The organism is Streptomyces sp. 17_S59 (assembly GCF_056930295.1).
This window is the reverse complement of record NZ_JBXOWD010000001.1, coordinates 6,465,795-6,488,166: the sequence shown is the minus strand read 5'-3', so window position 1 is coordinate 6,488,166 and position 22,372 is coordinate 6,465,795. Positions and strand designations below refer to the sequence as shown.

The following is a 22,372-nucleotide window of genomic DNA, read 5'->3' as shown; positions in this document are numbered from 1 at the left end:
CGCGTGGGGATCAAGTGGCGGAACTGGGCGTTGCCGGCGGCACCGCTGGCGCTGGTCCTGCTGGCGACCGGCTGTGACAGCACGCCGGGCGCCCCGGCGGCGGAGCCGAGCGCCCGGCCATCCACGTCCGTGGCCGGGGTGTGCGCCAAACCTGCGGCCGGGCCGGCGAAGGCGCCGGAGGGCGCAGTGACGGTCGACCCCGCGGTGGCCGGTGACCTGGCTGCGAAGACCAAGAGCAGCCCCCCGAACACCACGTTCTGGCTTCAACCGGGCAAGCACAGCCTCGAGCCGGACCGCTACGCCCAGGTCATCCCCAAGGACGGGGACAGCTACCTCGGCGCGCCCGGCGCAGTGCTCGACGGCCGGAAGACCAACCAGTACGCGTTCGGCGGCACCGCCCGCAACGTCTCCATCCGCTACCTGACCGTGCAGGGATTCGTCGCGCCGCAGAACGAGGGCGTGGTCAACCACGACTCGGCCGACGGGTGGGTGATCGAGCACGCGACGATCCAGAACAACTCCGGCGCCGGGCTGATGGCCGGTGCCCGCCAGCAGGTCCGCGCCAGTTGCCTCCGCAGCAACGGACAGTACGGAATGAACGCATACAAGACCGGCGACCCCATCAGCGGCCTGGTGATCGAGGGCAACGAGATCGTGGCCAACAACACCGAGGACTGGGAGCGGCGGCAGCCGGGCTGCGGCTGCACCGGAGGCGTCAAGTTCTGGGCCGTCAACGGCGCCGACGTACGCGGCAACTGGGTGCACGACAACCGCGGAACCGGGTTGTGGGCGGACACCAACAACAACGACTTCCGCATCGAGGACAACGTGCTCGAGGCCAACGACGGTGCCGCGCTGATCTACGAGACCAGCTACAACGCGGTCATCCGGAACAACACGATCCGGCGGAACAACTTGGTCGAGGGCCGCAAGTACGCCGACCGCGGCGACAACTTCCCGTTCGCGACCGTCTACCTGTCCGAGTCCGGCGGCGAACCACAGATCCGAGCCCGCACGGACAAGATAGAGATCTACCGGAACGTACTGGAGAACAACTGGTCCGGAATCACCCTGTGGGAGAACGCCGACCGGTTCTGCAACAGCCCGGCCAACACCTCGTCCGGTGACTGCACATTGCTGGTGCGGCACTCCGACCGCTGCGCGCGGCCGGCGATCGCCACAGCACCGCTCTACACCGACTGCCGGTGGAAGACCCAGCGGGTGGACATCCACAACAACCGCTTCGTGCTGGACCCGTCCGTCGTCGACTGCACGGTGAAGTGCGACCGCATGGCGGTGCTGGCCAACTACGGCACCTATCCGGACTGGTCGCCGTACCAGGGCGAACGGGTGGCCGAGGCGATCACCCTCAAGCAGGACAACCGCTGGCACGACAACGTGTACATCGGACCGTGGAAATTCGTCGCCCACGACCCGAGCCGGGTGCTCGACTCCGGGCAGTGGCAGGGCACTCCGTACCAGCAGGACGCGGGCAGCACCTTCGCGCCACGGGCCGGTGGTTGAGATGGCCGGGAACCTGATGCACGGTGCGCTGCCGGGCGGACCGGATACGGCGGGCACGCAGCCCGGCACCGAACCGCGCCCTGCCGGCACACCGAGGATCGTCGGCACGGTCTGGGGGCTGCTGATCCTCAACACGCTCGGCTCCGCCGGGGCGAGGACCATCATCCCGCTGCCCCGCTCCCTCATCCAGATAGCCACCATGGGCGCGCTGGTCGCCGCGTTCGCGCTGGCGCTCGCACTCAATCCCCGGCTGCGCATCCATGCCGGCGCCTACTTGTTCCTGCTCACCCTGCTGCTGGTGCCGAGCGTGATCTCCAGTGCGCACCTGGAGTCCGGGTTCGGCGCGCTGTTCCGGTGCGCCCGGCTGGCTCTCTTCGTCAGCACGCTGTGGCTGCTCAGCCGCTGGTGGGACGGCGGGCTGACGTTCGTCCGGCACCACATCCGGATGTACTTCGCGGTGCTCGGGTCGGTGGCCGCCGGCCTGGTCGCCTCACCGGGCGCGGCCATGCCCGATCTCTACGGCGGGCGGCTGGTCGGCGCGTTGTGGCCGCTCACGCCGCCGCAGATCGGACAGTACGCCGCGGTGATCATCGGGCTCACCGTGCTGCTCGTCCTGGGCCGCCGGACCGACAGGGCGAGCGCGACGGTGGTCATCGTGCCGTCACTCGTTCTCCTCGCGTTGACCCACACCCGGACGGCCACGCTCGGCCTGTTCATCGGGCTGACGCTGGCGATCGGCTCGCTCGTCCTGACCAGCGCCGCAGCCCGCCGGTTCTTCACCTGGGCGGTGCTGTGCGCCGTGGTGGCCGCGGTGGCGCTCGGCCCCGTGCTGCAGGCCTGGTTCCTGCGCGGACAGAGCAAGGAGAACTTCAGCAACCTCACCGGTCGGGCCAAGGTCTGGGACGCCTTGCTGGCAGCACCCCGGACGACCGTGGAGGAGTTGTTCGGCGTGGGCCTGGGCGACAAGTCGTTCGGCGGGCTGCCGATCGACAACAGCTGGCTGGCCGTCTACAACGAGCAGGGTCTGACCGGCATCGCCCTGGTGGCGGCGATCATCATCGTGCTGGGCGGCGTCGCGTTGCTGCGGCCACCGTCGCTGTCGAGGGCCTGCGCGATCTTCCTGATCAGCTACTGCGCGATCGCGTCGTACACCGAGGCCGGGCTGGGCGACGCCTCGCCGTATCTGCTGCATCTGGCCCTGGCCGCCTCGCTGCTTGCGGCACCTGCCGCGGCCACGCCCCTCCCGGCGCCCGGCATCCCTCGACGACGTATCCCGCGATGGGCCAAGGATCGGAGGTGACCTCAAGCATGCACGTTCTCGTGGTGCACAACCGCTACTCCTCGGCGCAGCCGAGCGGGGAGAACAAGGTCGTCGACCAGGAGGTGGGGCTGCTGCGCGCGGCCGGCCACCGGGTCGAGGTGTTCGAGCGGCGCAGCGACGACATCGCCGCCCGTTCCCTGCCGGGCAAGGCTGCGGTGCCGCTGCTGGTGCCGTGGAACCCGGCGGTCCGCGCGGAGCTCGCCGCCCGGCTCCGTACCGAGCGGCCGGACGTGGTGCACGTCCACAACGTCTTCCCGCTCCTGTCGCCCGCGGTGCTGGCCGCCTGCGCCGACGCCGGCGTGCCCGCCGTGGCCACGCTGCACAACTACACCCAGGTCTGCCCGCCCGGCACGCTGCAGCGGGACGGCCGGCCGTGCACCGAGTGCGTCGGGGCGGCGCCGCTGCCCGCCGTCCGGCACGGCTGCTACCGGAACTCCCGGCTGGCGACGGTGCCGCTCGCGGTGAGCCTGTCGGTCAACCGGCGGCGGTGGTGGTCCGGCGTGGAGCGGTTCTTCTGCATCTCCGCAGCACAGCGCGACGTCCTGGTGCGGGCCGGCATGCCGGCCGAGCGGCTGGCGGTGAAGCACAACTTCGTGCCCGAACCGGGCGTCCGTCGAGCCGGCGACGGCAGGCATCTGCTCTATCTCGGCCGGCTCGCGGAGGCCAAGGGCGTGCGGCTGCTCATGGCCGCGTGGGACGAGATCACAGCGAGCGGCGGTGCGGGCGTGCCGCTCGTGGTCGCCGGCGCGGGGCCACTGGAGCGAGAGGTGACCGCCTGGGCGGCGGGCCGGGACGACGTGCGGTACGTCGGCCTGTACGACGCGGCCCAGTGCCGGCAGGCCATCGCGCAATCGGTCGCCGTGGTGGCTCCCTCGACGTGGCTGGAGGCGTTCGGCCTGGTGGTCGTGGAGGCGATGGCGGCGGGGGTCCCGGCCGTCGCCGCCGGTCACGGCGCCTTCGTCGAACTCGTCGAGGACGGGGTGACCGGGCTGCTGCACCGGCCGGGCGAACCCGCCTCGCTCGCGTCCTGCCTGCGCCGGATCACGGCCGGGCAGGCGCCCAACCGGGAGATGGGCCAGGCGGCCCGGCGCCGATACGAGCAGGCTTTCAGCCCGGCCGTCGGGCTGGAACGCCTGGTGGAGGGGTACCGGACCGCGATCGCGGGTCGGACGGAATCAATGGGGGGCAGTAGATGACACGATGCCGACTCTGCGGCTCGGCGGCGCTGGCGAGCGTCGTCGATCTCGGGGCGACCCCGCCGTGCGAGAGCTTTCTCGCCGCGGACCAACTGGACGAGCCGGAGCCGGCGTACCCGCTGCACCTGCGGGTCTGCACCGACTGCTGGCTCGCGCAGATCCCTCCGCTGATCACCCCGGAGGAAACGTTCACGCAGTACGCGTACTTCTCCTCCTACTCGACCTCCTGGGTGGAGCACGCGCGCACGTTCGTCGCCGACGCCGTACAGCGGGTGGGTCTCGGCCCCGACGCCTTCGTGGTCGAAGTCGCGAGCAATGACGGGTACTTGCTGAAGCACGTGGTGGACCACGGGATCCGCTGCCTCGGCATCGAGCCGTCGGTGAACGTCGGCGCCGCCGCGCGGGACGCGGGTGTGCCCACGCTCACGGAGTTCCTGTCCCCGGCCACCGGAACGGCCGTCCGCGCCGAGCACGGCCCGGCGGACCTGGTCGTGGCCAACAACGTGTACGCGCACATCCCCGACGTGGTCGGGTTCACCCAGGGGCTGCGCGCCCTGGTCGCCGACGACGGCTGGGTCTCCATCGAGGTGCAGCACCTGCTGACCCTGATCGAGGAGAACCAGTACGACACGATCTACCACGAGCACTTCCAGTACTACACGGTCGCGTCCGCGGCCCGGGCGCTGGCGAGCGGCGGACTCGCGCTCGTGGACGTCGAGCTGCTGCCCACACACGGCGGCTCCATCCGGCTCTGGGCCCGGCCGACCGAGGTGGCCGGCGAGCCGAGCCGCCGGGTGGCCGACGTACTGGCCCGGGAGAAGGCTGCCGGGCTGCAGGAGCTGTCCGGGTACACCGAGTTCTCCGCCCGGGTGGCCAAGGTGCGCCGGGACCTCCTGCGGTTCCTCGTCGAGGCGGCCGAGCGCGGCGAGACGGTGGTCGGCTACGGCGCCCCGGGCAAGGGCAACACCCTGCTCAACCACTGCGGCATCCGACCCGACCTGCTCGCGTACACGGTCGACCGCAACCCCTACAAGCACGGCAGGTTCACCCCGGGCACCCGCATCCCGATCCTGCCGCCCGAGCAGATCGCCGCCGACAGGCCGGACTACGTCCTCGTCCTCCCGTGGAACCTGCGGGCCGAGCTGGTCGAGCAGCTGTCCTTCGTGCACGACTGGGGCGGCCGCCTTGTCTTTCCCATTCCGGAACTGAGCATTGTCGAGGTCCAGTCATGAAGGTTGTTCTGTTCTGCGGCGGTTACGGGCTGCGCATGCGCAGCGGAGCCTCCGACGACATGCCCAAGCCGATGGCGATGGTCGGCCCGCGGCCGCTGATCTGGCACGTCATGCGCTACTACGCGTACTTCGGGCACACCGATTTCATCCTGTGTCTCGGGTACGGGGCTCACCACATCAAGAACTTCTTCCTCAACTACGAAGAGACCACGTCCAACGACTTCGTGCTGCGGGGCGGGCGGACCGAGCTGCTGTCCACCGATATAGCCGACTGGACCATCACCTTCGCGCAGACCGGCATCGAGTCGCCGATCGGGGAGCGGCTGCGTCGGGTGCGGCACCACCTGGACGGCGACGAGATGTTCCTCGCCAACTACGCCGACGTGCTCACCGACGCCCCGCTGCCGGAGATGATCGACCGGTTCGCGCGGCGCGACGCCGGTGCGTCGATGATGGTGGTGCCGCCGCAGTCCTCGTTCCACTGCGTGGACCTGGGCGAGGACGGCCTGGTGGGGGGCATCACCCCGGTGAGCGAACTGCCGCTGTGGGAGAACGGCGGCTACTTCGTGCTCCGCCAGGAGGTCTTCGACCACATCCCGGAGAACGGGGACCTGGTCGCCGACGGATGTGCCCAACTGGCCAAGTGCGGCCGGCTGGTGGCGCACCAGCACCGCGGCTTCTGGAAGCCGACCGACACGGTGAAGGAGCGGGCCGCGCTCGACGCCGCCTACGCCCGGGGCGACCGCCCGTGGGCCGTGTGGGAACGGGACGGCGCGGGGGTGAGCGCGTGATCCGGCTCGGGGCCGGGCGCCTGGACCGGATCGTCGCGGTGGGCGCGCACTGCGACGACATCGCCATCGGCGCGGGCGGCACGCTGCTGACGATGTGCCTCGCGCGGCCGGGTCTGCGCGTCGACGCTCTGGTGCTCTCCGGTGGCGGCACCGAGCGGGAGCAGGAGGAGAAGGCCGCGCTCGCCGCCTTCTGTCCGGGCGCCGAACTGTACCTGACCGTGCTCAAGTTGCCGGACGGCCGGCTGCCCGTGCACTGGGAAGAGGCCAAGGCCGCGGTCGAGGAGCTGCGCGAGCGGACCGAGCCGGATCTGATCCTGGCCCCGCGCACCGACGACGCGCACCAGGACCACCGCGGCCTGGCACAGCTGATACCCACCGCATTCCGCGACCACCTCGTGCTCGGCTACGAGATCGTCAAGTGGGACGCCGATCTCGGCCGTCCAGCGGCGTACCAGCCGCTGTCGCCGGAGACCGCCGAACAGAAGGTGCGGCTGCTGCAGGAGCACTACCCCTCGCAACGGCACCGGCCCTGGTACGACCGGGAGGCCTTCATCGGTCTTGCACGGATCCGCGGCATCGAATGCCACGCGCGCTACGCCGAGGCGTTCGCCGTCACCAAACTCACTCTCGACCTGGGGGATTGAACCTTGCGCGTACTGCTCACCGGACACCAGGGCTACCTTGGCACCGTGATGGCCCCGGTCCTCGCGGCCGCCGGGCACGAGGTCGTCGGTCTCGACGCCGGCTTGTTCGCCGGCTGTGTCCTCGGCCCGACACCCACGGACCCACAGGGGCACCGGGTGGACCTGCGCGACGTCACGGCCGACCACGTGGCCGGGGTGGACGCCGTGATCCACCTGGCCGCCCTGTCCAACGACCCGTTGGGATCGCTGGCGCCGGAGCTCACCTACGACATCAACCACCACGCGTCCGTGCGGCTGGCCCGGCTGGCCCGCGACGCCGGAGTGCGGCGCTTCCTGTACGCGTCGACCTGCTCCGTCTACGGCGCCACCGGCGGAAACGACCTGGTGACCGAGGATGCCCCGCTGCGCCCGGTGACGCCGTACGCGGAGTCCAAGGTGCGGGTGGAGGACGACCTGCATGCGCTGTCCGACGGCGACTTCAGCCCGGTGTTCATGCGCAACGCCACCGCCTTCGGCTACTCACCCCGGCTGCGCGCCGACATCGTGCTGAACAACCTGGTGGGCCACGCGCTCCTGTCCGGCGAGGTGCTGGTGCTCTCCGACGGCACCCCCTGGCGCCCGCTGGTGCACGCCGCCGACATCGCAGGGGCCTTCGCGGCCGCGCTGATCGCGCCGCGGGAAGCGGTGCACGACCGGGCGTTCAACATCGGCAGCGAGGTCAACAACGTCACGGTCGCCGAGATCGCCGAGCAGGTCGCCGAGGCGGTGTCCGGCGCGCGGGTGGTGATCACCGGGGAGACCGGTGCCGATCCGCGGTCCTACCGGGTGGACTTCTCCCGGTTCCGCGCCGCGATACCCGGCTTCGACTGCGAGTGGACGGTGAAGCAGGGCGCGCTCGAACTCGCCGACGCCTACCGCAAGCACGGGCTGACCCGGGAGGACTTCGAGCGACGCTTCACCCGGCTCGCCGTGCTGCGCGCGGCGTCCGACGCGGGCGCCGTCGACGACACCCTGCGGTGGCGCCGGTGACCGCGACCGGCGAACAGCCGATGACCTCGACCGGCGAACAGATGCACGCCCTGGTGGAGCGGCTGTACCCGCTGTGCCGGAGCATCACCGGCGACGGCGTGCGCGCCACCCTGGAGATCATCGACGAGTACGTCCCGTTGCAGGTGCACGAGGTACCGACCGGGACTCGGGTGCTCGACTGGACGGTGCCGCAGGAGTGGAACATCCGGGACGCGTACATCGCCGACTCCGCGGGCAACCGGGTCGTCGACTTCGCCGCGTCCAGCCTGCACGTGCTCGGCTACAGCGTGCCGGTGTCGGCGACCATGCCGCTGGCCGAGCTGCGCGGACACCTGCACACCCTGCCGGACCACCCGGCCTGGGTGCCGTACCGCACCAGCTACTACAAGCCGGAATGGGGGTTCTGCCTGGCCCAGGAGACCTTGGACGCGCTGCCGGACGGCGAGTACGAGGTGTGCATCGACTCCACACTCGCGGACGGCCACCTCACCTACGCCGAGCACGTGGTCCCCGGGCAGGTCGCCGACGAGGTGATCGTCTCCTGCCACGTCTGCCACCCGTCGCTGGCCAACGACAACCTGGCCGGCATCGCGGTGGCGACGTTCCTGGCCCGGGCGCTGGCGGAGCGGACGCCGTACTACACCTACCGGTTCATCTTCGCGCCCGGCACCATCGGGGCGATCACCTGGCTGGCCCGCAACGCGGACCGGGTGGAACAGGTCAAGCACGGGCTGGTGCTGGCCTGCGCCGGCGACCCGGGCCGGCTGACGTACAAGCAGAGCAGGCGCGGCGACGCGGAGATCGACCGGGTGATGCGGCACGTGCTGCGCGCATCCGAACGTCAGCATCACGTCGCCGAGTTCACTCCGTACGGTTATGACGAGCGGCAGTTCTGCTCCCCCGGTTTCGATCTCGGCGTGGGCTCGCTCAGCCGGACCCCGTACGCCGGCTACCCCGAGTACCACACCTCGGCGGACAACCCGGACTTCGTCTCCCCGGAGGCGATGGCGGACACCCTCGCCGTCTGCCGCGAGGCATTCGCCGTGCTGGACCGCAACCGGCGGTACGTCAACCTCAGCCCCTACGGCGAGCCGCAGCTGGGCCGGCGCGGTCTGTACGACTCGCTCGGCGGCCGCAGCGACGCGAAGCAGGCCGAGATGGCCATGCTCTGGGTGCTCAGTCTCTCCGACGGCGAGCACAGTCTGCTGGACGTCGCCGAGCGGTCCGGGCTGCCGTTCGACACCGTCGCCGCCGCGGCCGGCGCCCTGCACGGCGCCGGGCTGATCAAGGCGTGACGCCGATGACCACCGAGGGGGTGAAGGCGACGACACCGGCGACAGCGACACCGGCGGAGGGGCCCGGGGAGACCGGGCGGTCCGCCCAACGGGGCGTCGTCGGCCGGCTGTCCTGGGGGCTGGCCGACCAGGCGGTCTCCAGCATGATCAACTTTGCGGTGGGCATCTACGTCGCCCGCGAGCTGGGGGTGACCGCGTTCGGCGTGTTCAGCCTGGCCTGGCTGACCTACGGCGTGGTGCTCAACGTCTCCCGCGGGCTGGCCACCGACCCGCTCGTGGTGCGGTTCAGCGGCGTGCCGGAGGCGACCTGGCGCGCGGCGGCGGCCCGGTCGTCGGGGGCCGCGCTCGCCGTCGGCGCCACCCTCGGCGCGGTGTGCCTGCTGGTCGGGCTCGGCCTCGGCGGCGACGTGGGGCCCGCGTTCGCCTGCCTCGGCGTCGCCCTGCCGGCGCTGCTCTTGCAGGACTCCCGGCGGTTCGCGTTCTTCGCCGCCGGCACCGGGCAGAAGGCGTTCGCCAACGACCTCGTGCAGGGCGTCGCGCTCGTTCCGGCCATGGTCGTGGCGGCCCGGGTGGGCACCGTGGCCGCTTTCGTGCTGGCCTGGGGCGCCGCCGCTGCGGCGGCCGCCGGATACGGCTTCCTCCAGTCCGGCATCCGGCCCCGGGTGGCCCAGGCCCGCGGGTGGCTCCGCGAGCAGCGCGACCTCGGCTCCCGGTACCTGGTCGAGAACGTCAGCCTCAGCGGCGCGAGCCAGCTGCGGGCGTACGGGCTCGGCGCGATCGCCGGGGTCGGCGCGGTGGGTGCGGTCCGGGGCGCCGAACTCCTGCTCGGCCCGTTCCTCGCCCTGCTGATGGGGCTGTCGCTGGTCACCGTCGCGGAGGCGGCCCGGGTGCTGAGGCAGGCACCGCACCGGCTCGGCCGGTTCTGCCTCCTGCTGGGCGGCGGGCAGGCCGCCGCCGCGCTGCTGTGGGGCTCGGCGCTGTTGCTGATGCCGGACCGGGCCGGCGAACTCGTGCTCGGCGACGTCTGGCACTCCGCCTCGCAGCTCATCGTGCCGGCCACGCTCGGCGTCGCGGGCGCCGGCCTCGGCAGCGGCGCGGCGGCCGGGCTGCGCGCGCTCGCCGCGGCCCGGCGCAGCCTGCGCTGCCAGCTGTTCGCCTCCGCCTGCTACCTCGGCGGCGGGATCGGCGGGGCGGCCGTGGCCGGCACGGTCGGCTCGGCCTGGGGCGTCGCCGCCGCGACCGCCTGCGGCTCGGCCGTGTGGTGGCTGCAGCTGCGGATCGCCCTGCTCGAGCGCCACCGCGCCCCCATCCCCGAAGCAGAGGACGGCATCCCCGAAGTGAGGACGACATGACCGCCCACCCCAGGCTGAGCATCGGCCTGCCCGTGTACAACGGCGAGGAATACCTGGCCGAGTCGCTCGACGCCCTGCTCGGCCAGACCTACGAGGACTTCGAGCTGGTCATCTCCGACAACGCCTCGGCCGACGGGACGCAGGACATCTGCCGCAAGTACGCCGCACAGGACTCGCGCATCCGGTACCTCCGGCTGCCCCGGAACATCGGCGCCGCGCCGAACCACAACTACGTGTTCACCGAATGCCGCGGCGAGCTGTTCAAGTGGGCCTCGCACGACGACCTGTACGCCCGGGACCTGTTACGGCGCTGCGTGGAGGCGCTGGACGAGCGGCCGGACGTGATCCTCGCGCACTCCGACCAGGCGGTCATCGACGGCGAAGGCAAGGTGAAGGTCCCGTACGAGTACGGGCTCGCCACCGACTCGCCGCACGCGCCGGAGCGCTTCCGCAGTTTCCTGTTCGAGCCCGGTGGCGACGACTTCTACGGGGTGATGCGGGCCGACATGCTGCGCCGGGTGAAGCCGCACGACAGCTACCACCACGCGGACCGCACGTTCGTCGCCGAGATCGTCCTGCACGGTCCCTTCCACCAGGTGCCGGAGCTGCTGTACTTCCGCCGCGACCACCCCACCCGCGCCGAGCGGGCGAACCCTTCCAAGCGCTCCCGGTGCGTCAACCTGGACCCGCGCCGGGCAGGCCCGCTGCACCCGACGCCCCGGCTGCTCGCCGAGTACGTCTGGGGCTTCGTCGCGGCGATCCGGCGGGCGCCGCTGTCCGCGGCCGACCGGCGCGCGTGCTACCGCCACCTGGCCGCATGGACGACCAGCCGGGCCCGGCCGGGCGCCGGCGAGCGGGTCGAGGACCGCGCCCCCGTCGACCCGGGCCGGCTCGCTGTCTCCGTCGACGCCCTCGTCGCGGGCCGTGAGGGGCGGCGGGCATGAAGACTGCGGCACGCGTGGGGGTGTTCGGCCTGCTCGGCTCCGGCAACCTCGGCAACGACGGGTCGTTGGAAGCCGTGCTCGGGTACCTCCGTGCCGAGCACCCGGAGGCGGTCGTGGACGCGCTGTGCGGCGGACCCGAGGTCGTCGCGACCCGGTACCGGATCCCCGCGACGCGGCTGCACTGGTACCGCGGGGAGTACCGGACCGCGTCACGTGCGGGCGCGATCGCGGCCAAGGGCCTGGGCAAACTCGTCGACGCCGTCCGCACCGCTGCCTGGGTGCGCCGGCACGACGTGGTGATCGTGCCGGGCATGGGCGTCCTGGAGGCCACGCTGCCGCTGCGGCCGTGGGGCTTCCCGTACTCGCTGTTCCTGCTCTGCGCGACCGGCCGGCTGTTCGGCACCCGGGTCGCGCTGGTCGGCGTGGGCGCCGACACGATCGGCAACCGGCCTACCCGGGCCCTGGTGCGCTGGTCGGCGCGGCTGGCCACGTACCGGTCGTACCGGGATGCCCAATCCCGCGACGCGATACGGGAGATGGGCGTGGACACCGCGCGCGACGAGGTCTACCCGGACCTCGCGTTCGCCCTGCCGACACCGACTCAGGCGAGCGCGTCCTCGGACCCGCCGGGCCCGGTCTGCGTCGGCGTCATGGATTTCCACGGCGGCAACGACGACCGCGCCCGGGCCGAGGAGATCCACCGGCGCTACCTCGACGGGACAACTCGGTTCGTCCGCGCGCTGGTCGAGGACGGCAGGCCGGTCCGGCTGCTCACCGGCGACGAGTGCGATGCGCCGGTGGTCGCCGCGATCCTCGACGCGGTGGACTCACCGCTGGTCACCGCTGCCGAGGCGGCCTCGCTGGCCGACCTGATGAAGGAGACGGCGGCAGCCGACACCGTGGTGGCGACCCGGTACCACAACCTGATCTGCGCGCTGAAGACCGGCACGCCGACGCTCGCACTCAGCTATGCGGCGAAGAGCGACGCGCTCATGGCCCGGATGGGGCTGGGCACGTACTGCCACCCTGCCCGCGAGGTCGACGCAGGCCGGCTGCTCGAGCAGTTCCGATCCCTGGAGCAGCGATCGGCGGAGCTGCGACGGACCCTCTCCGAGCGGAACCTGGTCGCCACCCGGCAACTGGAGCACCAGTTCACCACCTTGACCGCGGCCCTGTTCCCGGCGGCCGACCACGCCCACGCCCACGCCATGCGGGAGGCTCGATGAAGAAGGCTGGAATGAAGGCGACCGAAGTCCCGGCGATCGACGGCGCATACCTGTTCGAGCCGACGCCGTACGCCGACGAGCGCGGCTTCTTCTGCCGCACCTTCGACGCCGACGTGGTCCGCTCGGTGGGCCTCGATCCGGACGCCTTCATCCAGGACAGCGTGTCCCGCTCGGCCCGGGGCGTGCTGCGCGGCCTGCACCTGCGCTCCGGCGCCGGCGAGGCCAAGCTGGTGCGGTGCTCGTACGGGAGGATCTTCGACGTCGTCGTGGACCTGCGGACGGACTCGCCGACCTACCGCAACGTGGCCGTCTTCGAGCTGTCCGGCGAGACGCAGGTGACCCTGTACATCCCGGCGGGGTGCGCGCACGGCTTCCAGGCACTGACCGAAACCGCCGACACCTCGTACCGGATCGACCGCCCGCACGATCCGGCCGAGGACGTGACGATCGCCTTCGACGACCCGGAGCTCGCCATTCCCTGGCCGCTGCCGGTCACATCGATGTCCCGGAGGGACCGGGAGGCGCCGAGCCTCGCCGAGGCCCTGCAACGGAAAGAAAGTTGAGGTCGGCGTGGACACTGAAGAGTTCCGACTGCCCCGGTCGCGGCAGGCGAACGAGCGGCTGCACGCCCTGATCCCCGGGGGTGCGCACACCTACGCCAAGGGCGACGACCAGTACCCCGAGAACCTGGCCCCGGTCATCAGCCACGGCCGCGGTGCCCACGTGTGGGACATCGACGGCAACCGCTACATCGAGTACGGCTCCGGCCTGCGGTCGGTCAGCCTCGGCCACGCCCACCCACGCGTGATCGAGGCGGTGCGGCGGGAACTCGACCGCGGCAGCAACTTCGTCCGGCCGTCCATCGTGGAGGTCGAGGCCGCGGAACGCTTCCTGGCCACGGTGCCGACCGCCGAGATGGTGAAGTTCGCGAAGAACGGCTCCGACGCCACCACCGCCGCGGTGCGCCTCGCCCGCGCCGCCACCGGGCGCCCGCGCGTGGCCGTCTGCGCCGACCATCCGTTCTTCTCCGTCGACGACTGGTTCATCGGCACCACGCCCATGTCCGCCGGTATTCCGGCGGCGACCACCGAGCTCACCGTGGCGTTCCCTTACGGAGACCTGGCCGCCACGGAGGAGCTGCTCGCCCGGTACCAGGACGAGGTCGCCTGCCTGATCCTCGAACCCGCCTCCCACACCGAGCCGCCGCCGGGGTACCTCGCCGGCCTCCGCGAACTGGCCGACCGGCACGGCTGTGTACTGATCTTCGATGAGATGATCACCGGCTTCCGCTGGTCCGAGGCGGGCGCCCAGGGCCTGTACGGCGTCGTCCCCGACCTCTCCACGTTCGGCAAGGCGCTGGGCAACGGATTCGCCGTCTCCGCGCTGGCCGGGCGCCGCGATCTGATGGAGCGGGGCGGGCTGCGTCACTCCCGCGACCGGGTGTTCCTGCTGTCCACCACGCACGGTGCGGAAACCCACTCGCTGGCCGCCGCGATGGCCGTGCTCACCACCTACGTCGAGGAGGGCATCACCGCGCGACTGCACGCCCTCGGCGAGCGGTTGGCCGCCGGTGTCCGCGAGGCCGCGGCCGGCATGGGTGTCGGCGACCACATCGTCCTCCGGGGCCGGGCCAGCAACCTGGTCTTCGCCACCCTCGACGAGAACGGGCAGCCGTCGCAGCAGTACCGCACCCTGTTCCTGCGCCGACTCCTCGCGGGCGGGGTGCTGGCCCCGTCGTTCGTGGTGAGCAGCGCGCTCGGCGACGCCGACATCGATCGCACCGTCGAGGTGGTGGCCCAGGCATGTGCGGTGTACCGGAAGGCACTGGACGCCGCCGACCCCACCCCCTGGCTGGCCGGGCGACCGGTGAAGCCCGTATTCCGCCGCTTGGCGTGAGGTGATGTGACGTCAGCGGCGGGGCTCCCGCTGGCTGGCGTCAGCCATCCGGTCGACCAGCCACGCGGTCGCCGGTACCACCGCCAGCGCGGTGCACCAGCCGCCGAGGACGTCGGTCGGGTAGTGCGCGCCCAGGGCGACCTGCGCCCAGCCCATGGCGGCGCCGGCCACCAGCGCCGCAGCGAGCACGAGTAACGTGCGGGCCGTCCTGCCGAGGCCGAGCCGCCCGGTCGCCGGCAGCGCCACCACGAGGGCAAGCGCGGTGAAGAAGGCGGTGTGCCCACTCGGGTAGGACAGGTTGTCGCCGTGGATGGTGCGTCCCACAAGCGACTTGAGCAGCGTCGCCGTCCCCACGGTCATGCCGACACCGGCAACAACGAACACCGCTGCGCGAGGCCGCCGAAGCAGCAGACAGCCCGTCACGGTGGCCACGACCAGCATCGCCGATCCGGCGGGCTCCCCCAGGAAGTCCATGACCAGAGCGACGGACCGCCACGGCGGCCGCACACTGTCCGCCGTCGGCTGGATGACCCATCGGTCCACCCTGCCGGGCTGACTGTGGTCGGCATACAGCACCCCGAGCACTACGACCACCAGCGTGGCGAGGGCCGCGATCAGCCCGAGCCACGCGCGCAGCGACGGGGGCAGCACCGCGGGCGCCGGCCGACCGGTCACACGCCCACCGCTTCCGGTCGGCCTGCGGTAGCTTGCCAAGGGCATCGGAATCAGTCCCTACCTGCTCTGGCTGCACAGCGGCCGCTGTCGCACTGCCGTCCGTCACATACTTCAGCCCAGAAAGGTCAACCGCACCTGACGGTCGCGGTTGTCCACATTCGTGTCCACCAGGCACACCGACTGCCAGGTGCCCAGCTCCAGCCGCCCGGCAAGCACCGGGAGCGTGGCGTGCGGCGCCACGAGGGCGGGCAGCACGTGGTCCCGTCCGTGGCCGCGGGTGCCGTGCCGGTGCCGCCACCGGTCGTCGGCGGGCAGCAGGTCGTGCAGCGCGGCGAGCAGGTCGTCGTCGCTGCCCGCGCCGGTCTCCAGAACCGCCACGCCGGCGGTCGCGTGCGGGACGAACACATTGAGCAGGCCGTCGCGGCCCGCCGCCGCCTCGCGCAGGAACGCCTCGCAGTCATGCGTGAGGTCGTACACCTGCTCCGTGGAGCCGGTGGTGATGTCGAGGACGTGGGTACGGAAAGTGGTGTCGGCCATGGCCTCACCGTAGCCGCTGGGCGGCGCGCCGGGACGGCGACCGGGCCCGGCCCCGGCGGCTCCCGGCCCCTCTCTGGCCGGAATCCGTCGGGTTCTTCACAGCGGGATCATGCTGGGGCAGTATGAGGCGGCGGACGATCACCGGCACGGGAGGCGGCAGGGAGTGTCATGCGCGTAGGACTGTTCGTCACCTGCGTCAACGACACGCTCTATCCACGCACCGGCCGGGCGGTCGTGTCCCTGCTGGAACGGCTCGGTGTGCGGGTCGACTTCCCGGCCGCGCAGAGCTGCTGCGGGCAGCCGCTGTACAACACCGGCTACCGCCACCGCAGCGAGCCGCTGATGCTCCGTCAGGCCGCGGTGTTCCGCGACCACGACTACGTTGTCACCCCGTCCGCCTCTTGCGCCGCCATGATCCGGGACGCCTACCCCCGGATCGCCGCCCGCGCGGCTGCCGAAGGGCGGGCGGCCGGCGCGCTCGCCGAGGCGGCCGCGAGCACCGGGCCCAGGACGTACGAGCTGACCGAGTTCCTGGTCGACGTGCTGGGCGTGACCGATGTCGGCGCCCGCTTCCCGCACACCGTCGCCTACCACCCCACGTGCCACGGACTGCGCCTCCTGGGGCTGGGCGACCGCCCGCGCCGATTGCTCGAGCGGGTCGAGGGGCTCGAGCTGCGGGAGCCGGCCGGCGCGGCGGAGTGCTGCGGCTTCGGCGGCACCTTCTGCGTCAAGAACCCGGCCGTCTCGGCCGCCATGGGCGCCGACAAGGCGCGCGCCCTCACGGAGTCCGGCGCGGAGTTCGTCTGCGCGGTCGACAACTCCTGCCTCATGCACATCGGCGGCACCCTCGCCCGCCAGGGCTCCGCCGTGCGCCCCCTGCACCTCGCGGAGATCCTGGCCTGCACGGACGGAACCCTTCCATGAGCCGTACGTATGTGGGCATGCCCGCCTTCCCCCGCGCGGCCGCCGCCTCGACCCGGGACGCCACGCTGCGGGCCAACCTCCGCCGTGCGACGCACACCATCCGTGCCAAGCGGGAGCAGGCGGTCGCCGAGCTGGCCGACTGGGACCGGCTGCGCGCCGCGGCCGCCGCCGTCAAGGACCGGACGCTGCGCCACCTCGACCACTACCTCGTGCAGTTGGAGGAGAGCGTCACCCGCGCCGGAGGCACGGTCCACTGGGCGGCCGACGCCGCCGAGGCCAACCGGATCGTCACCGAGCTGGTCCGGGCCACCGGAGAGCGCGAGGTGGTGAAGGTCAAGTCCATGGCCACCCAGGAGACGGGCCTCAACGCCGCCCTGGAGGAGGCGGGCATCCGGGCGTACGAGACCGACCTCGCCGAACTCATCGTCCAGCTCGGCGACGACCTGCCCTCGCACATCCTGGTCCCGGCGATCCACCGCGGCCGCGCCGAGATCCGCGACATCTTCCGCGACCGCATGGCCGACTGGGGCCGTCCCGCCCCGGAGGGGCTCACGGACCGTCCCGCCGACCTCGCCGAGGCGGCCCGGCTGCACCTGCGCGAGAAGTTCCTCAACGCCAAGGTCGGGGTCTCCGGCGCCAACTTCATGGTGGCCGAGACCGGGACGATGGTGGTCGTCGAGTCCGAGGGCAACGGCCGCATGTGCCTGACCCTCCCGGAGACGCTGATCTCCGTCGTGGGCATCGAGAAGACCGTGCCCACCTGGCGCGACCTGGAGGTCTACCTCCAGTTGCTGCCCCGCTCCTCGACCGCCGAGCGCATGAACCCCTACACCTCGATGTGGACGGGCACGTCCGACGGGGACGGTCCGCGCGCCTTCCACCTGGTGCTGCTCGACAACGGCCGCACCGACACCCTCGCCGACCCGGTCGGCCGCCAGGCCCTGCGCTGCATCAGGTGCTCGGCCTGCCTCAACGTCTGCCCCGTGTACGAGCGGGCCGGCGGCCACGCCTACGGCTCCCCCTATCCGGGCCCCATCGGGGCGATCCTCACACCTCAGCTGCGGGGCCTCGCCTCCCCGTTGGAGGAGTCCCTTCCGTTCGCCTCCTCCCTGTGCGGCGCGTGCTACGAGGTGTGCCCGGTCGCCATCGACATTCCCGAGGTCCTGGTGCACCTGCGGGAGCGGGTCGTCCAAGGCGCCGAGGTGACGGCCCGTGGTGTGCGCACGGTCGTCAAGCCGGCGAAGCGCCATGCCGTCGAGCACGGGGTCATGGCCGCCGCGGGGTGGACGCTGGAGCACCCCCGGGTGCTGCGCCGCATGCAGCGCCTGGCGGCCCGTACCCGGCGGCTCCATCCGAGCAGGCTGCCCGGGCCGGGCCGCGCCTGGTCGGACACCCGGGAGCTGCCGGAGGTGCCCGCCGAGTCCTTCCGGGACTGGTGGGACCGGAGTCGCGGGGGCGCCCGATGAGTGCCGGTGCACACCCGGGCAGGGAGCGGATCCTGGCGCGCGTGCGGCGTGCCCTGGCGGACGTGCCCCGGCACGAGCGGCCGCGCGACCACCCCGTGCCGCGCGACTACCTGCGGACGCACGGGACGCGAACGCCCGCCGAATCCGCCGGGCTGCTGGCCGAGAACCTCGCGGACTACCGGGCCGTGGTGCACCGCGTCGACACGGCCGGGCTGCCCGCGCTCCTCGCCGAACTCCTCGGCCGCCGCGGCGCCCGCCGCGTGGCCGTTCCCGGCGGGCTCCCGGCCGAGTGGCTGGGGGCCGCGCCGGTGGAGCAGGTTCCGGACGCGCCCGGGCTGACGGCGCGCGATCTGGACGCGGTGGACAGCGTCGTCACGGGCTGCGCCGTGGCGATCGCCGAGACCGGCACGGTGGTCCTGGACGGCGGGCCGGGCCAGGGGCGGCGGATCGTCACGCTCGTGCCCGACCACCACCTGTGCGTGGTGCGGGTCCCGGACCAGGTGGTGGACTCGGTGCCGCAGGCGCTCGAACGCCTGGTGCCCACGCGGCCGCTGACGTGGATCTCGGGGCCGTCGGCGACCAGCGACATCGAACTGGACCGCGTCGAGGGGGTGCACGGGCCGCGCACCCTGGAGGTGATCCTCATGACCGGCGGGGCGGACGGGCCGCACGGGCCGGGCGCCCCTTGACCCGTACGGAGAGGAACCGCGGTGGAACCACCTCTGCGCGGCATCACGGTCGTGGCTCTCGAGCAGGCCGTGGCCGCTCCTTTCGCCACCCGTCAGCTTGCGGATCTCGGGGCCCGCGTGATCAAGGTCGAGCGGCCGGAGCGGGGTGACTTCGCCCGCGACTACGACGGCCGGGTGAAGGGCCTCTCCGCCTACTTCGTGTGGGTCAACCGGGGCAAGGAGAGCGTGGTCCTCGACCTCAAGGACCCGGACGACCGCGTGCTGCTCGACCGGCTGCTGGCCGGTGCCGACGTGTTCGTCCAGAACCTCGGGCCGGGCGCCGCCGAGCGGCTGGGGCTCGGCTGCGAGGCCCTGCGGTCCCGGCACCCCCGTCTGATCACCTGTGACGTCTCCGGATACGGAAGCACCGGGCCCTACCGCGACAAGAAGGCGTACGACCTGCTGGTGCAGTGCGAGGCGGGGTTGGTCTCCATCACCGGCAGCCCGGGCGCCGCCGCTCGGCCGGGCATATCCGTCGCCGACATCGCGGGCGGGATGTACGCCTTCACGGGCATCCTCACCGCCCTGTACGAGCGGGAGCGCACCGGCAGGGGCTCCGCCGTCTCCGTAGCGCTCCTCGACGCGCTGGCGGAGTGGATGGGGCATCCGTACTTCGCCGAGGCCTACGACGGCCCGCCGATCGCCCGCAGCGGCGCCCGGCATCCGTCCATCTCCCCCTACGGGCACTACCGCTGCGGAGACGGGGCGCGGGTGTTCCTGAGCGTGCAGAACGACCGCGAGTGGGTGGCGCTGTGCGAGCAGGTGCTCAGGAGGCCCCGGCTGGCCCGTGATCCGCGCTTCGCCGACAATCCGCTGCGGCACGCCCATGACGACGAGCTGACGGCCGTCATGGAGGAGTGCTTTGCGGCACACACGGCGGACGGGGTGCTGGCGCTGCTCGGCGGAGCGGGGATCGCCCACGCCCGTATGCGGACGGTCGCCGAGTTCGCGGCGCACCCGCAGCTGGCGGCGCGGGACCGCTGGCGTGAATTCGATTCGCCCGTGGGCCGGTTGCGCGGACTGCTGCCGCCGGTGGTGGTGGCCGGGCGGGAAGCCGAGATGGGAGCGGTGCCCGCGCTGGGCGAGCACACGGCGGCGATCCGGGCGGAGTTCGCCGGGCCGCCGGGCCCGTGAGCACGACACCCGGCTCCCGGCCCCGACCGGCCCGGACGGGCGTCAGACCTTCACGGCGAGCGGGACGTCACGACGTACCAGCGCCGCGTAGTGCCCGTCGTCCGCGAGGAGTTCCTGGTGGGTCCCGCGCTCGGCGATGCGGCCGTGGGCCAGGACGACGATCTGGTCGGCGTGGCGGACCGTGGAGAGGCGGTGGGCGATGGTGATCGTGGTGCGCCCGGCGGACAGCGCGTCGATGGCCTGCTGCACGGCGTGCTCGGTGTGGGTGTCCAGGGCGCTGGTGGCCTCGTCCAGGATGAGGACCGGCGGGTCGCGGAGGATGGTCCGGGCGATGGCCAGGCGCTGCTTCTCGCCGCCGGAGAAGCGGTAGCCGCGCTCGCCGACGAGGGTGTCGTAGCCGTCGGGGAGGGAGGCTATGTGGTCGTGGATCTGGGCGGCTTCGGCCGCTGCCCTGATCTCCTCGTCGGTGGCGTCGGGCTTGGCGAAGCGGAGGTTGTCGGCGACGGAGGCGTGGAAGAGGTAGGTCTCCTGCGAGACCACTCCCACGGCGCGCGACAGGGTGTCGAAGTCGAGGTCGCGCACGTCGACGCCGTCCAGGAGGACGCGCCCGCCCGTGACGTCGTAGAGCCGGGGGACGAGATAGCTCAGGGTGCTCTTGCCGGACCCGGTCGGCCCGACGACGGCCAGGCTGCCGCCCGCCGGAATGGTGATGTCGATGCCGGCGAGCGCCGCGCTCGCGGGGTCGTAGGAGAACGAGACGTCCTCGAAGCGGACTTCGCCACGGATCTTCTCCAGCCGCACCGGGCGCTCGGGCTCGGCGATGTCGACGGGGAGGTCGAGGTACTCGAAGATCCGCTGGAAGAGCGCGAGGGAGGTCTGCATCTGCACGCCCGTGGAGAGCAGGCTGACCGCGGGGCGGAACAGCCCCTGCTGGAGCGAGACAAAGGCCACGAGCGTGCCCAGGGAGATGCCGGGCCCGCCGGTCTGAAGGGCGATTCCCGCCGCCCAGTAGATGAGCGCGGGCATGGCGGCCATGACGACGCTGATGGTGGACATCCGCCACCGCCCGGCCATGTTGGTCCGCACCTCGAGATCGACGAGGCGCTCCGACTCCTGGGCGAACGCCTTGGTCAGCGAGTCGGAGCGGCCCATCGTCCGCCCGAGCAGGATGCCGCTGACGGAGAGCGACTCGGTGACCATGGCGGCCATGGCGGCCATCTGGAGCTGCCGCCGGGCCGTGATTCTCTTGCGCTCGTCGCCCACGCGGCGGCTGATCCACACGAACACCGGCAGCAGGAGCAGGGAGACGGCCGTCAGCCGCCAGTCGAGGGCCACCATTGCGGCGACGGTGGCGATGACGCTGGTGAGGTTGGAGACCAGGGACGTGGCGGTGGAGGTCACGGTGGCCTGCATGCCGCCGATGTCATTGGCGATGCGGGACTGCACCTCGCCCGTGCGGGTCTTGGTGAAGAAGGCGAGCGGCATGCTCTGGAGGCGGCCGTAGACAGCGGTGCGCAGATCGTGCATCACGCGCTGGCCGACGGTGGTGGAGATCAGGGTCTGCAGCACGCCGAAGACGCTGTTCACGACGGCTGCCGCGATCATTCCGAGGGCCAGCAGGCTCAGCAGGCCGGTGCGGCCCCGGGGGATGGCGACGTCGAGGACCTCGCGCAGCAGGAACGGCGAGGCGACGGTGACGAGCGACGAGGCGGCGACGAGCAGCCCGACGAGGGCGAGCTTGCCGCGGTAGGGACGGAAGAGGCGGAGGATGCGCCGCACCTGGGCGGGCTGCTCCGGGTCCGCGGGAGACGGGGTCCAGTTCATTTCGTCGTGAGGCATGGGCTCCTTCAGTGAGATCGGTGCCGTGGGGCAGAGCGAACGGAACGGAGGAACTTCGAGAGCATCGACGCTGAACAGAGCATAGCTCACTGTTACCTATACTCACAATGCAGAACGTCCTGATAGGATTGCGATCATGACGGCCCCCGACACGTCCGGCCAGCTCACCGAGCAGCTGCTGAGGCTGACCCGCAGGCTCCACCGCGTGCAGAAGCGCTATCTCGACCCGGTGGGCATCACCCCCGCCCAGTCGCGGCTGCTGCGCACGGTCGCCCACTACGAGCAGCCGCCGCGGATGGCCGACCTGGCCCGGCACCTGGAGGTCGTGCCCCGTGCGGTCACCTCGCTGGTGGACGCCCTGGAGGCCAACGGCTCGGTGCGCCGGGTCCCGGACCAGTCCAATCGCCGCGTCATCCGGATAGAGCTGACGGACGAGGGCCGCTCGACGCTGCGCGCCCTGCGCGAGGCGCGCCGGGCCGCCGTGGAGGAGATCCTGGCGCCCCTGAGCGCCGAGCAGCGCGAGGCGCTGGGCGACCTGCTGGCCGAGCTGCTGACGCGCTCGGACGGCGGGCCCTCGAAGTCCTAGCCCCCCTCGAAGTCCCGGGCCACGCCCCGGCCC

At 72.1% G+C, this 22,372-nt stretch carries 21 protein-coding genes; 18 read left to right on the top strand and 3 right to left on the bottom strand.

Annotation, left to right across the window (positions count from 1 at the left end; genetic code table 11):
• Positions 1–3: 3 nt before the first annotated feature.
• From AC1Z4A_RS29315 to AC1Z4A_RS29255, 13 genes are read left to right on the top strand one after another with little or no spacing between them, the layout of a single operon-like run.
• Positions 4–1,524 (top strand): right-handed parallel beta-helix repeat-containing protein, encoded by a 1,521-nt coding sequence (locus tag AC1Z4A_RS29315; protein ID WP_483682882.1) that lies wholly within the window; start codon positions 4–6, stop codon positions 1,522–1,524.
• A gap of 1 nt (position 1,525) precedes the next feature.
• Positions 1,526–2,824, top strand: coding sequence for an O-antigen ligase domain-containing protein (locus tag AC1Z4A_RS29310; protein WP_483682881.1), 1,299 nt, complete (start codon positions 1,526–1,528; stop codon positions 2,822–2,824).
• Between the two features lie 8 nt (positions 2,825–2,832).
• Positions 2,833–4,041 (top strand): glycosyltransferase, encoded by a 1,209-nt coding sequence (locus AC1Z4A_RS29305; protein ID WP_483682880.1) that lies wholly within the window; start codon positions 2,833–2,835, stop codon positions 4,039–4,041.
• Complete coding sequence (locus tag AC1Z4A_RS29300) at positions 4,038–5,273, top strand: class I SAM-dependent methyltransferase (RefSeq protein WP_483682879.1); 1,236 nt, start codon at positions 4,038–4,040, stop codon at positions 5,271–5,273. The genes AC1Z4A_RS29305 and AC1Z4A_RS29300 overlap by 4 nt, the downstream gene beginning before the upstream one ends.
• The gene (locus AC1Z4A_RS29295) at positions 5,270–6,064 is read left to right on the top strand and encodes a glycosyltransferase family protein (RefSeq protein WP_483682878.1); all 795 of its coding nucleotides are present in this window, start codon (positions 5,270–5,272) and stop codon (positions 6,062–6,064) included. Before AC1Z4A_RS29300 ends, AC1Z4A_RS29295 begins: the two co-directional genes overlap by 4 nt.
• Positions 6,061–6,708 carry a PIG-L deacetylase family protein gene (locus AC1Z4A_RS29290; protein ID WP_483682877.1) on the top strand — a complete coding sequence of 216 codons (648 nt, stop codon included), beginning with the start codon at positions 6,061–6,063 and terminating at the stop codon, positions 6,706–6,708. The genes AC1Z4A_RS29295 and AC1Z4A_RS29290 overlap by 4 nt, the downstream gene beginning before the upstream one ends.
• Before the next feature lie 3 nt (positions 6,709–6,711).
• Complete coding sequence (locus AC1Z4A_RS29285; protein WP_483682876.1) at positions 6,712–7,737, top strand: NAD-dependent epimerase/dehydratase family protein; 1,026 nt, start codon at positions 6,712–6,714, stop codon at positions 7,735–7,737.
• 20 nt (positions 7,738–7,757) lie between these two features.
• Positions 7,758–9,032 (top strand): DUF4910 domain-containing protein, encoded by a 1,275-nt coding sequence (locus AC1Z4A_RS29280; RefSeq protein WP_483683771.1) that lies wholly within the window; start codon positions 7,758–7,760, stop codon positions 9,030–9,032.
• Between the two features lie 5 nt (positions 9,033–9,037).
• A complete protein-coding gene (locus tag AC1Z4A_RS29275) occupies positions 9,038–10,384 on the top strand; it encodes a hypothetical protein (protein WP_483682875.1) in 1,347 nt (448 codons plus the stop codon).
• Entirely contained in the window at positions 10,381–11,328 is a 948-nt protein-coding gene (locus AC1Z4A_RS29270; RefSeq protein WP_483682874.1) for a glycosyltransferase family 2 protein, read from the top strand. The genes AC1Z4A_RS29275 and AC1Z4A_RS29270 overlap by 4 nt, the downstream gene beginning before the upstream one ends.
• Positions 11,325–12,554 (top strand): polysaccharide pyruvyl transferase family protein, encoded by a 1,230-nt coding sequence (locus tag AC1Z4A_RS29265; RefSeq protein ID WP_483682873.1) that lies wholly within the window; start codon positions 11,325–11,327, stop codon positions 12,552–12,554. The genes AC1Z4A_RS29270 and AC1Z4A_RS29265 overlap by 4 nt, the downstream gene beginning before the upstream one ends.
• Before the next feature lie 11 nt (positions 12,555–12,565).
• On the top strand, positions 12,566–13,117 hold the full coding sequence (gene rfbC / locus AC1Z4A_RS29260) for a dTDP-4-dehydrorhamnose 3,5-epimerase (protein WP_483683770.1): 552 nt from the start codon (positions 12,566–12,568) through the stop codon (positions 13,115–13,117).
• 7 nt (positions 13,118–13,124) lie between these two features.
• Entirely contained in the window at positions 13,125–14,450 is a 1,326-nt protein-coding gene (locus tag AC1Z4A_RS29255) for a glutamate-1-semialdehyde 2,1-aminomutase (RefSeq protein ID WP_483682872.1), read from the top strand.
• A gap of 12 nt (positions 14,451–14,462) precedes the next feature.
• Here AC1Z4A_RS29255 and AC1Z4A_RS29250 read toward each other — a convergent pair whose 3' ends face one another.
• Together AC1Z4A_RS29250 and AC1Z4A_RS29245 are read right to left on the bottom strand one after the other, a co-directional pair.
• Positions 14,463–15,125, bottom strand: coding sequence for a phosphatase PAP2 family protein (locus tag AC1Z4A_RS29250; RefSeq protein ID WP_483682871.1), 663 nt, complete (start codon positions 15,123–15,125; stop codon positions 14,463–14,465).
• 111 nt (positions 15,126–15,236) lie between these two features.
• Positions 15,237–15,662: a secondary thiamine-phosphate synthase enzyme YjbQ gene (locus AC1Z4A_RS29245; RefSeq protein ID WP_483682870.1), complete on the bottom strand. Its 426-nt coding sequence runs from the start codon at positions 15,660–15,662 to the stop codon at positions 15,237–15,239.
• 168 nt (positions 15,663–15,830) lie between these two features.
• Here AC1Z4A_RS29245 and AC1Z4A_RS29240 point away from each other — a divergent pair, with 168 nt between their 5' ends.
• From AC1Z4A_RS29240 to AC1Z4A_RS29225, 4 genes are read left to right on the top strand one after another with little or no spacing between them, the layout of a single operon-like run.
• Entirely contained in the window at positions 15,831–16,586 is a 756-nt protein-coding gene (locus tag AC1Z4A_RS29240) for a (Fe-S)-binding protein (protein WP_483682869.1), read from the top strand.
• Entirely contained in the window at positions 16,583–18,052 is a 1,470-nt protein-coding gene (locus AC1Z4A_RS29235) for a lactate utilization protein B (protein ID WP_483682868.1), read from the top strand. The genes AC1Z4A_RS29240 and AC1Z4A_RS29235 overlap by 4 nt, the downstream gene beginning before the upstream one ends.
• A complete protein-coding gene (locus AC1Z4A_RS29230; protein ID WP_483682867.1) occupies positions 18,049–18,741 on the top strand; it encodes a LutC/YkgG family protein in 693 nt (230 codons plus the stop codon). The genes AC1Z4A_RS29235 and AC1Z4A_RS29230 overlap by 4 nt, the downstream gene beginning before the upstream one ends.
• A 21-nt stretch (positions 18,742–18,762) precedes the next feature.
• Entirely contained in the window at positions 18,763–19,914 is a 1,152-nt protein-coding gene (locus tag AC1Z4A_RS29225; protein ID WP_483682866.1) for a CaiB/BaiF CoA transferase family protein, read from the top strand.
• 42 nt (positions 19,915–19,956) lie between these two features.
• On the opposite strand, the gene AC1Z4A_RS29220 is transcribed toward AC1Z4A_RS29225, so the two are convergent.
• Positions 19,957–21,753 (bottom strand): ABC transporter ATP-binding protein, encoded by a 1,797-nt coding sequence (locus AC1Z4A_RS29220; RefSeq protein WP_483682865.1) that lies wholly within the window; start codon positions 21,751–21,753, stop codon positions 19,957–19,959.
• Positions 21,754–21,889: 136 nt separating this feature from the next.
• On the opposite strand from AC1Z4A_RS29220, the gene AC1Z4A_RS29215 reads away from it, so the two are divergent.
• The gene (locus AC1Z4A_RS29215; RefSeq protein ID WP_483682864.1) at positions 21,890–22,339 is read left to right on the top strand and encodes a MarR family winged helix-turn-helix transcriptional regulator; all 450 of its coding nucleotides are present in this window, start codon (positions 21,890–21,892) and stop codon (positions 22,337–22,339) included.
• Positions 22,340–22,372: the final 33 nt, after the last annotated feature.

What these genes read in the sequence shown, in the direction of transcription:
- AC1Z4A_RS29270 (WP_483682874.1), top strand. Translation starts at nt 10,381, where the DNA reads ATGACCGCCCACCCCAGGCTGAGCATCGGCCTGCCCGTGTACAACGGC.
- AC1Z4A_RS29230 (WP_483682867.1), top strand. Translation starts at nt 18,049, where the DNA reads ATGAGTGCCGGTGCACACCCGGGCAGGGAGCGGATCCTGGCGCGCGTG.
- AC1Z4A_RS29300 (WP_483682879.1), top strand. Translation starts at nt 4,038, where the DNA reads ATGACACGATGCCGACTCTGCGGCTCGGCGGCGCTGGCGAGCGTCGTC.
- rfbC (WP_483683770.1), top strand. Translation starts at nt 12,566, where the DNA reads ATGAAGGCGACCGAAGTCCCGGCGATCGACGGCGCATACCTGTTCGAG.
- AC1Z4A_RS29305 (WP_483682880.1), top strand. Translation starts at nt 2,833, where the DNA reads ATGCACGTTCTCGTGGTGCACAACCGCTACTCCTCGGCGCAGCCGAGC.
- AC1Z4A_RS29275 (WP_483682875.1), top strand. Translation starts at nt 9,038, where the DNA reads ATGACCACCGAGGGGGTGAAGGCGACGACACCGGCGACAGCGACACCG.
- AC1Z4A_RS29245 (WP_483682870.1), bottom strand. Translation starts at nt 15,662, where the DNA reads ATGGCCGACACCACTTTCCGTACCCACGTCCTCGACATCACCACCGGC.
- AC1Z4A_RS29235 (WP_483682868.1), top strand. Translation starts at nt 16,583, where the DNA reads ATGAGCCGTACGTATGTGGGCATGCCCGCCTTCCCCCGCGCGGCCGCC.
- AC1Z4A_RS29310 (WP_483682881.1), top strand. Translation starts at nt 1,526, where the DNA reads ATGGCCGGGAACCTGATGCACGGTGCGCTGCCGGGCGGACCGGATACG.
- AC1Z4A_RS29220 (WP_483682865.1), bottom strand. Translation starts at nt 21,753, where the DNA reads ATGCCTCACGACGAAATGAACTGGACCCCGTCTCCCGCGGACCCGGAG.
- AC1Z4A_RS29265 (WP_483682873.1), top strand. Translation starts at nt 11,325, where the DNA reads ATGAAGACTGCGGCACGCGTGGGGGTGTTCGGCCTGCTCGGCTCCGGC.
- AC1Z4A_RS29215 (WP_483682864.1), top strand. Translation starts at nt 21,890, where the DNA reads ATGACGGCCCCCGACACGTCCGGCCAGCTCACCGAGCAGCTGCTGAGG.
- AC1Z4A_RS29295 (WP_483682878.1), top strand. Translation starts at nt 5,270, where the DNA reads ATGAAGGTTGTTCTGTTCTGCGGCGGTTACGGGCTGCGCATGCGCAGC.
- AC1Z4A_RS29280 (WP_483683771.1), top strand. Translation starts at nt 7,758, where the DNA reads ATGACCTCGACCGGCGAACAGATGCACGCCCTGGTGGAGCGGCTGTAC.
- AC1Z4A_RS29240 (WP_483682869.1), top strand. Translation starts at nt 15,831, where the DNA reads ATGCGCGTAGGACTGTTCGTCACCTGCGTCAACGACACGCTCTATCCA.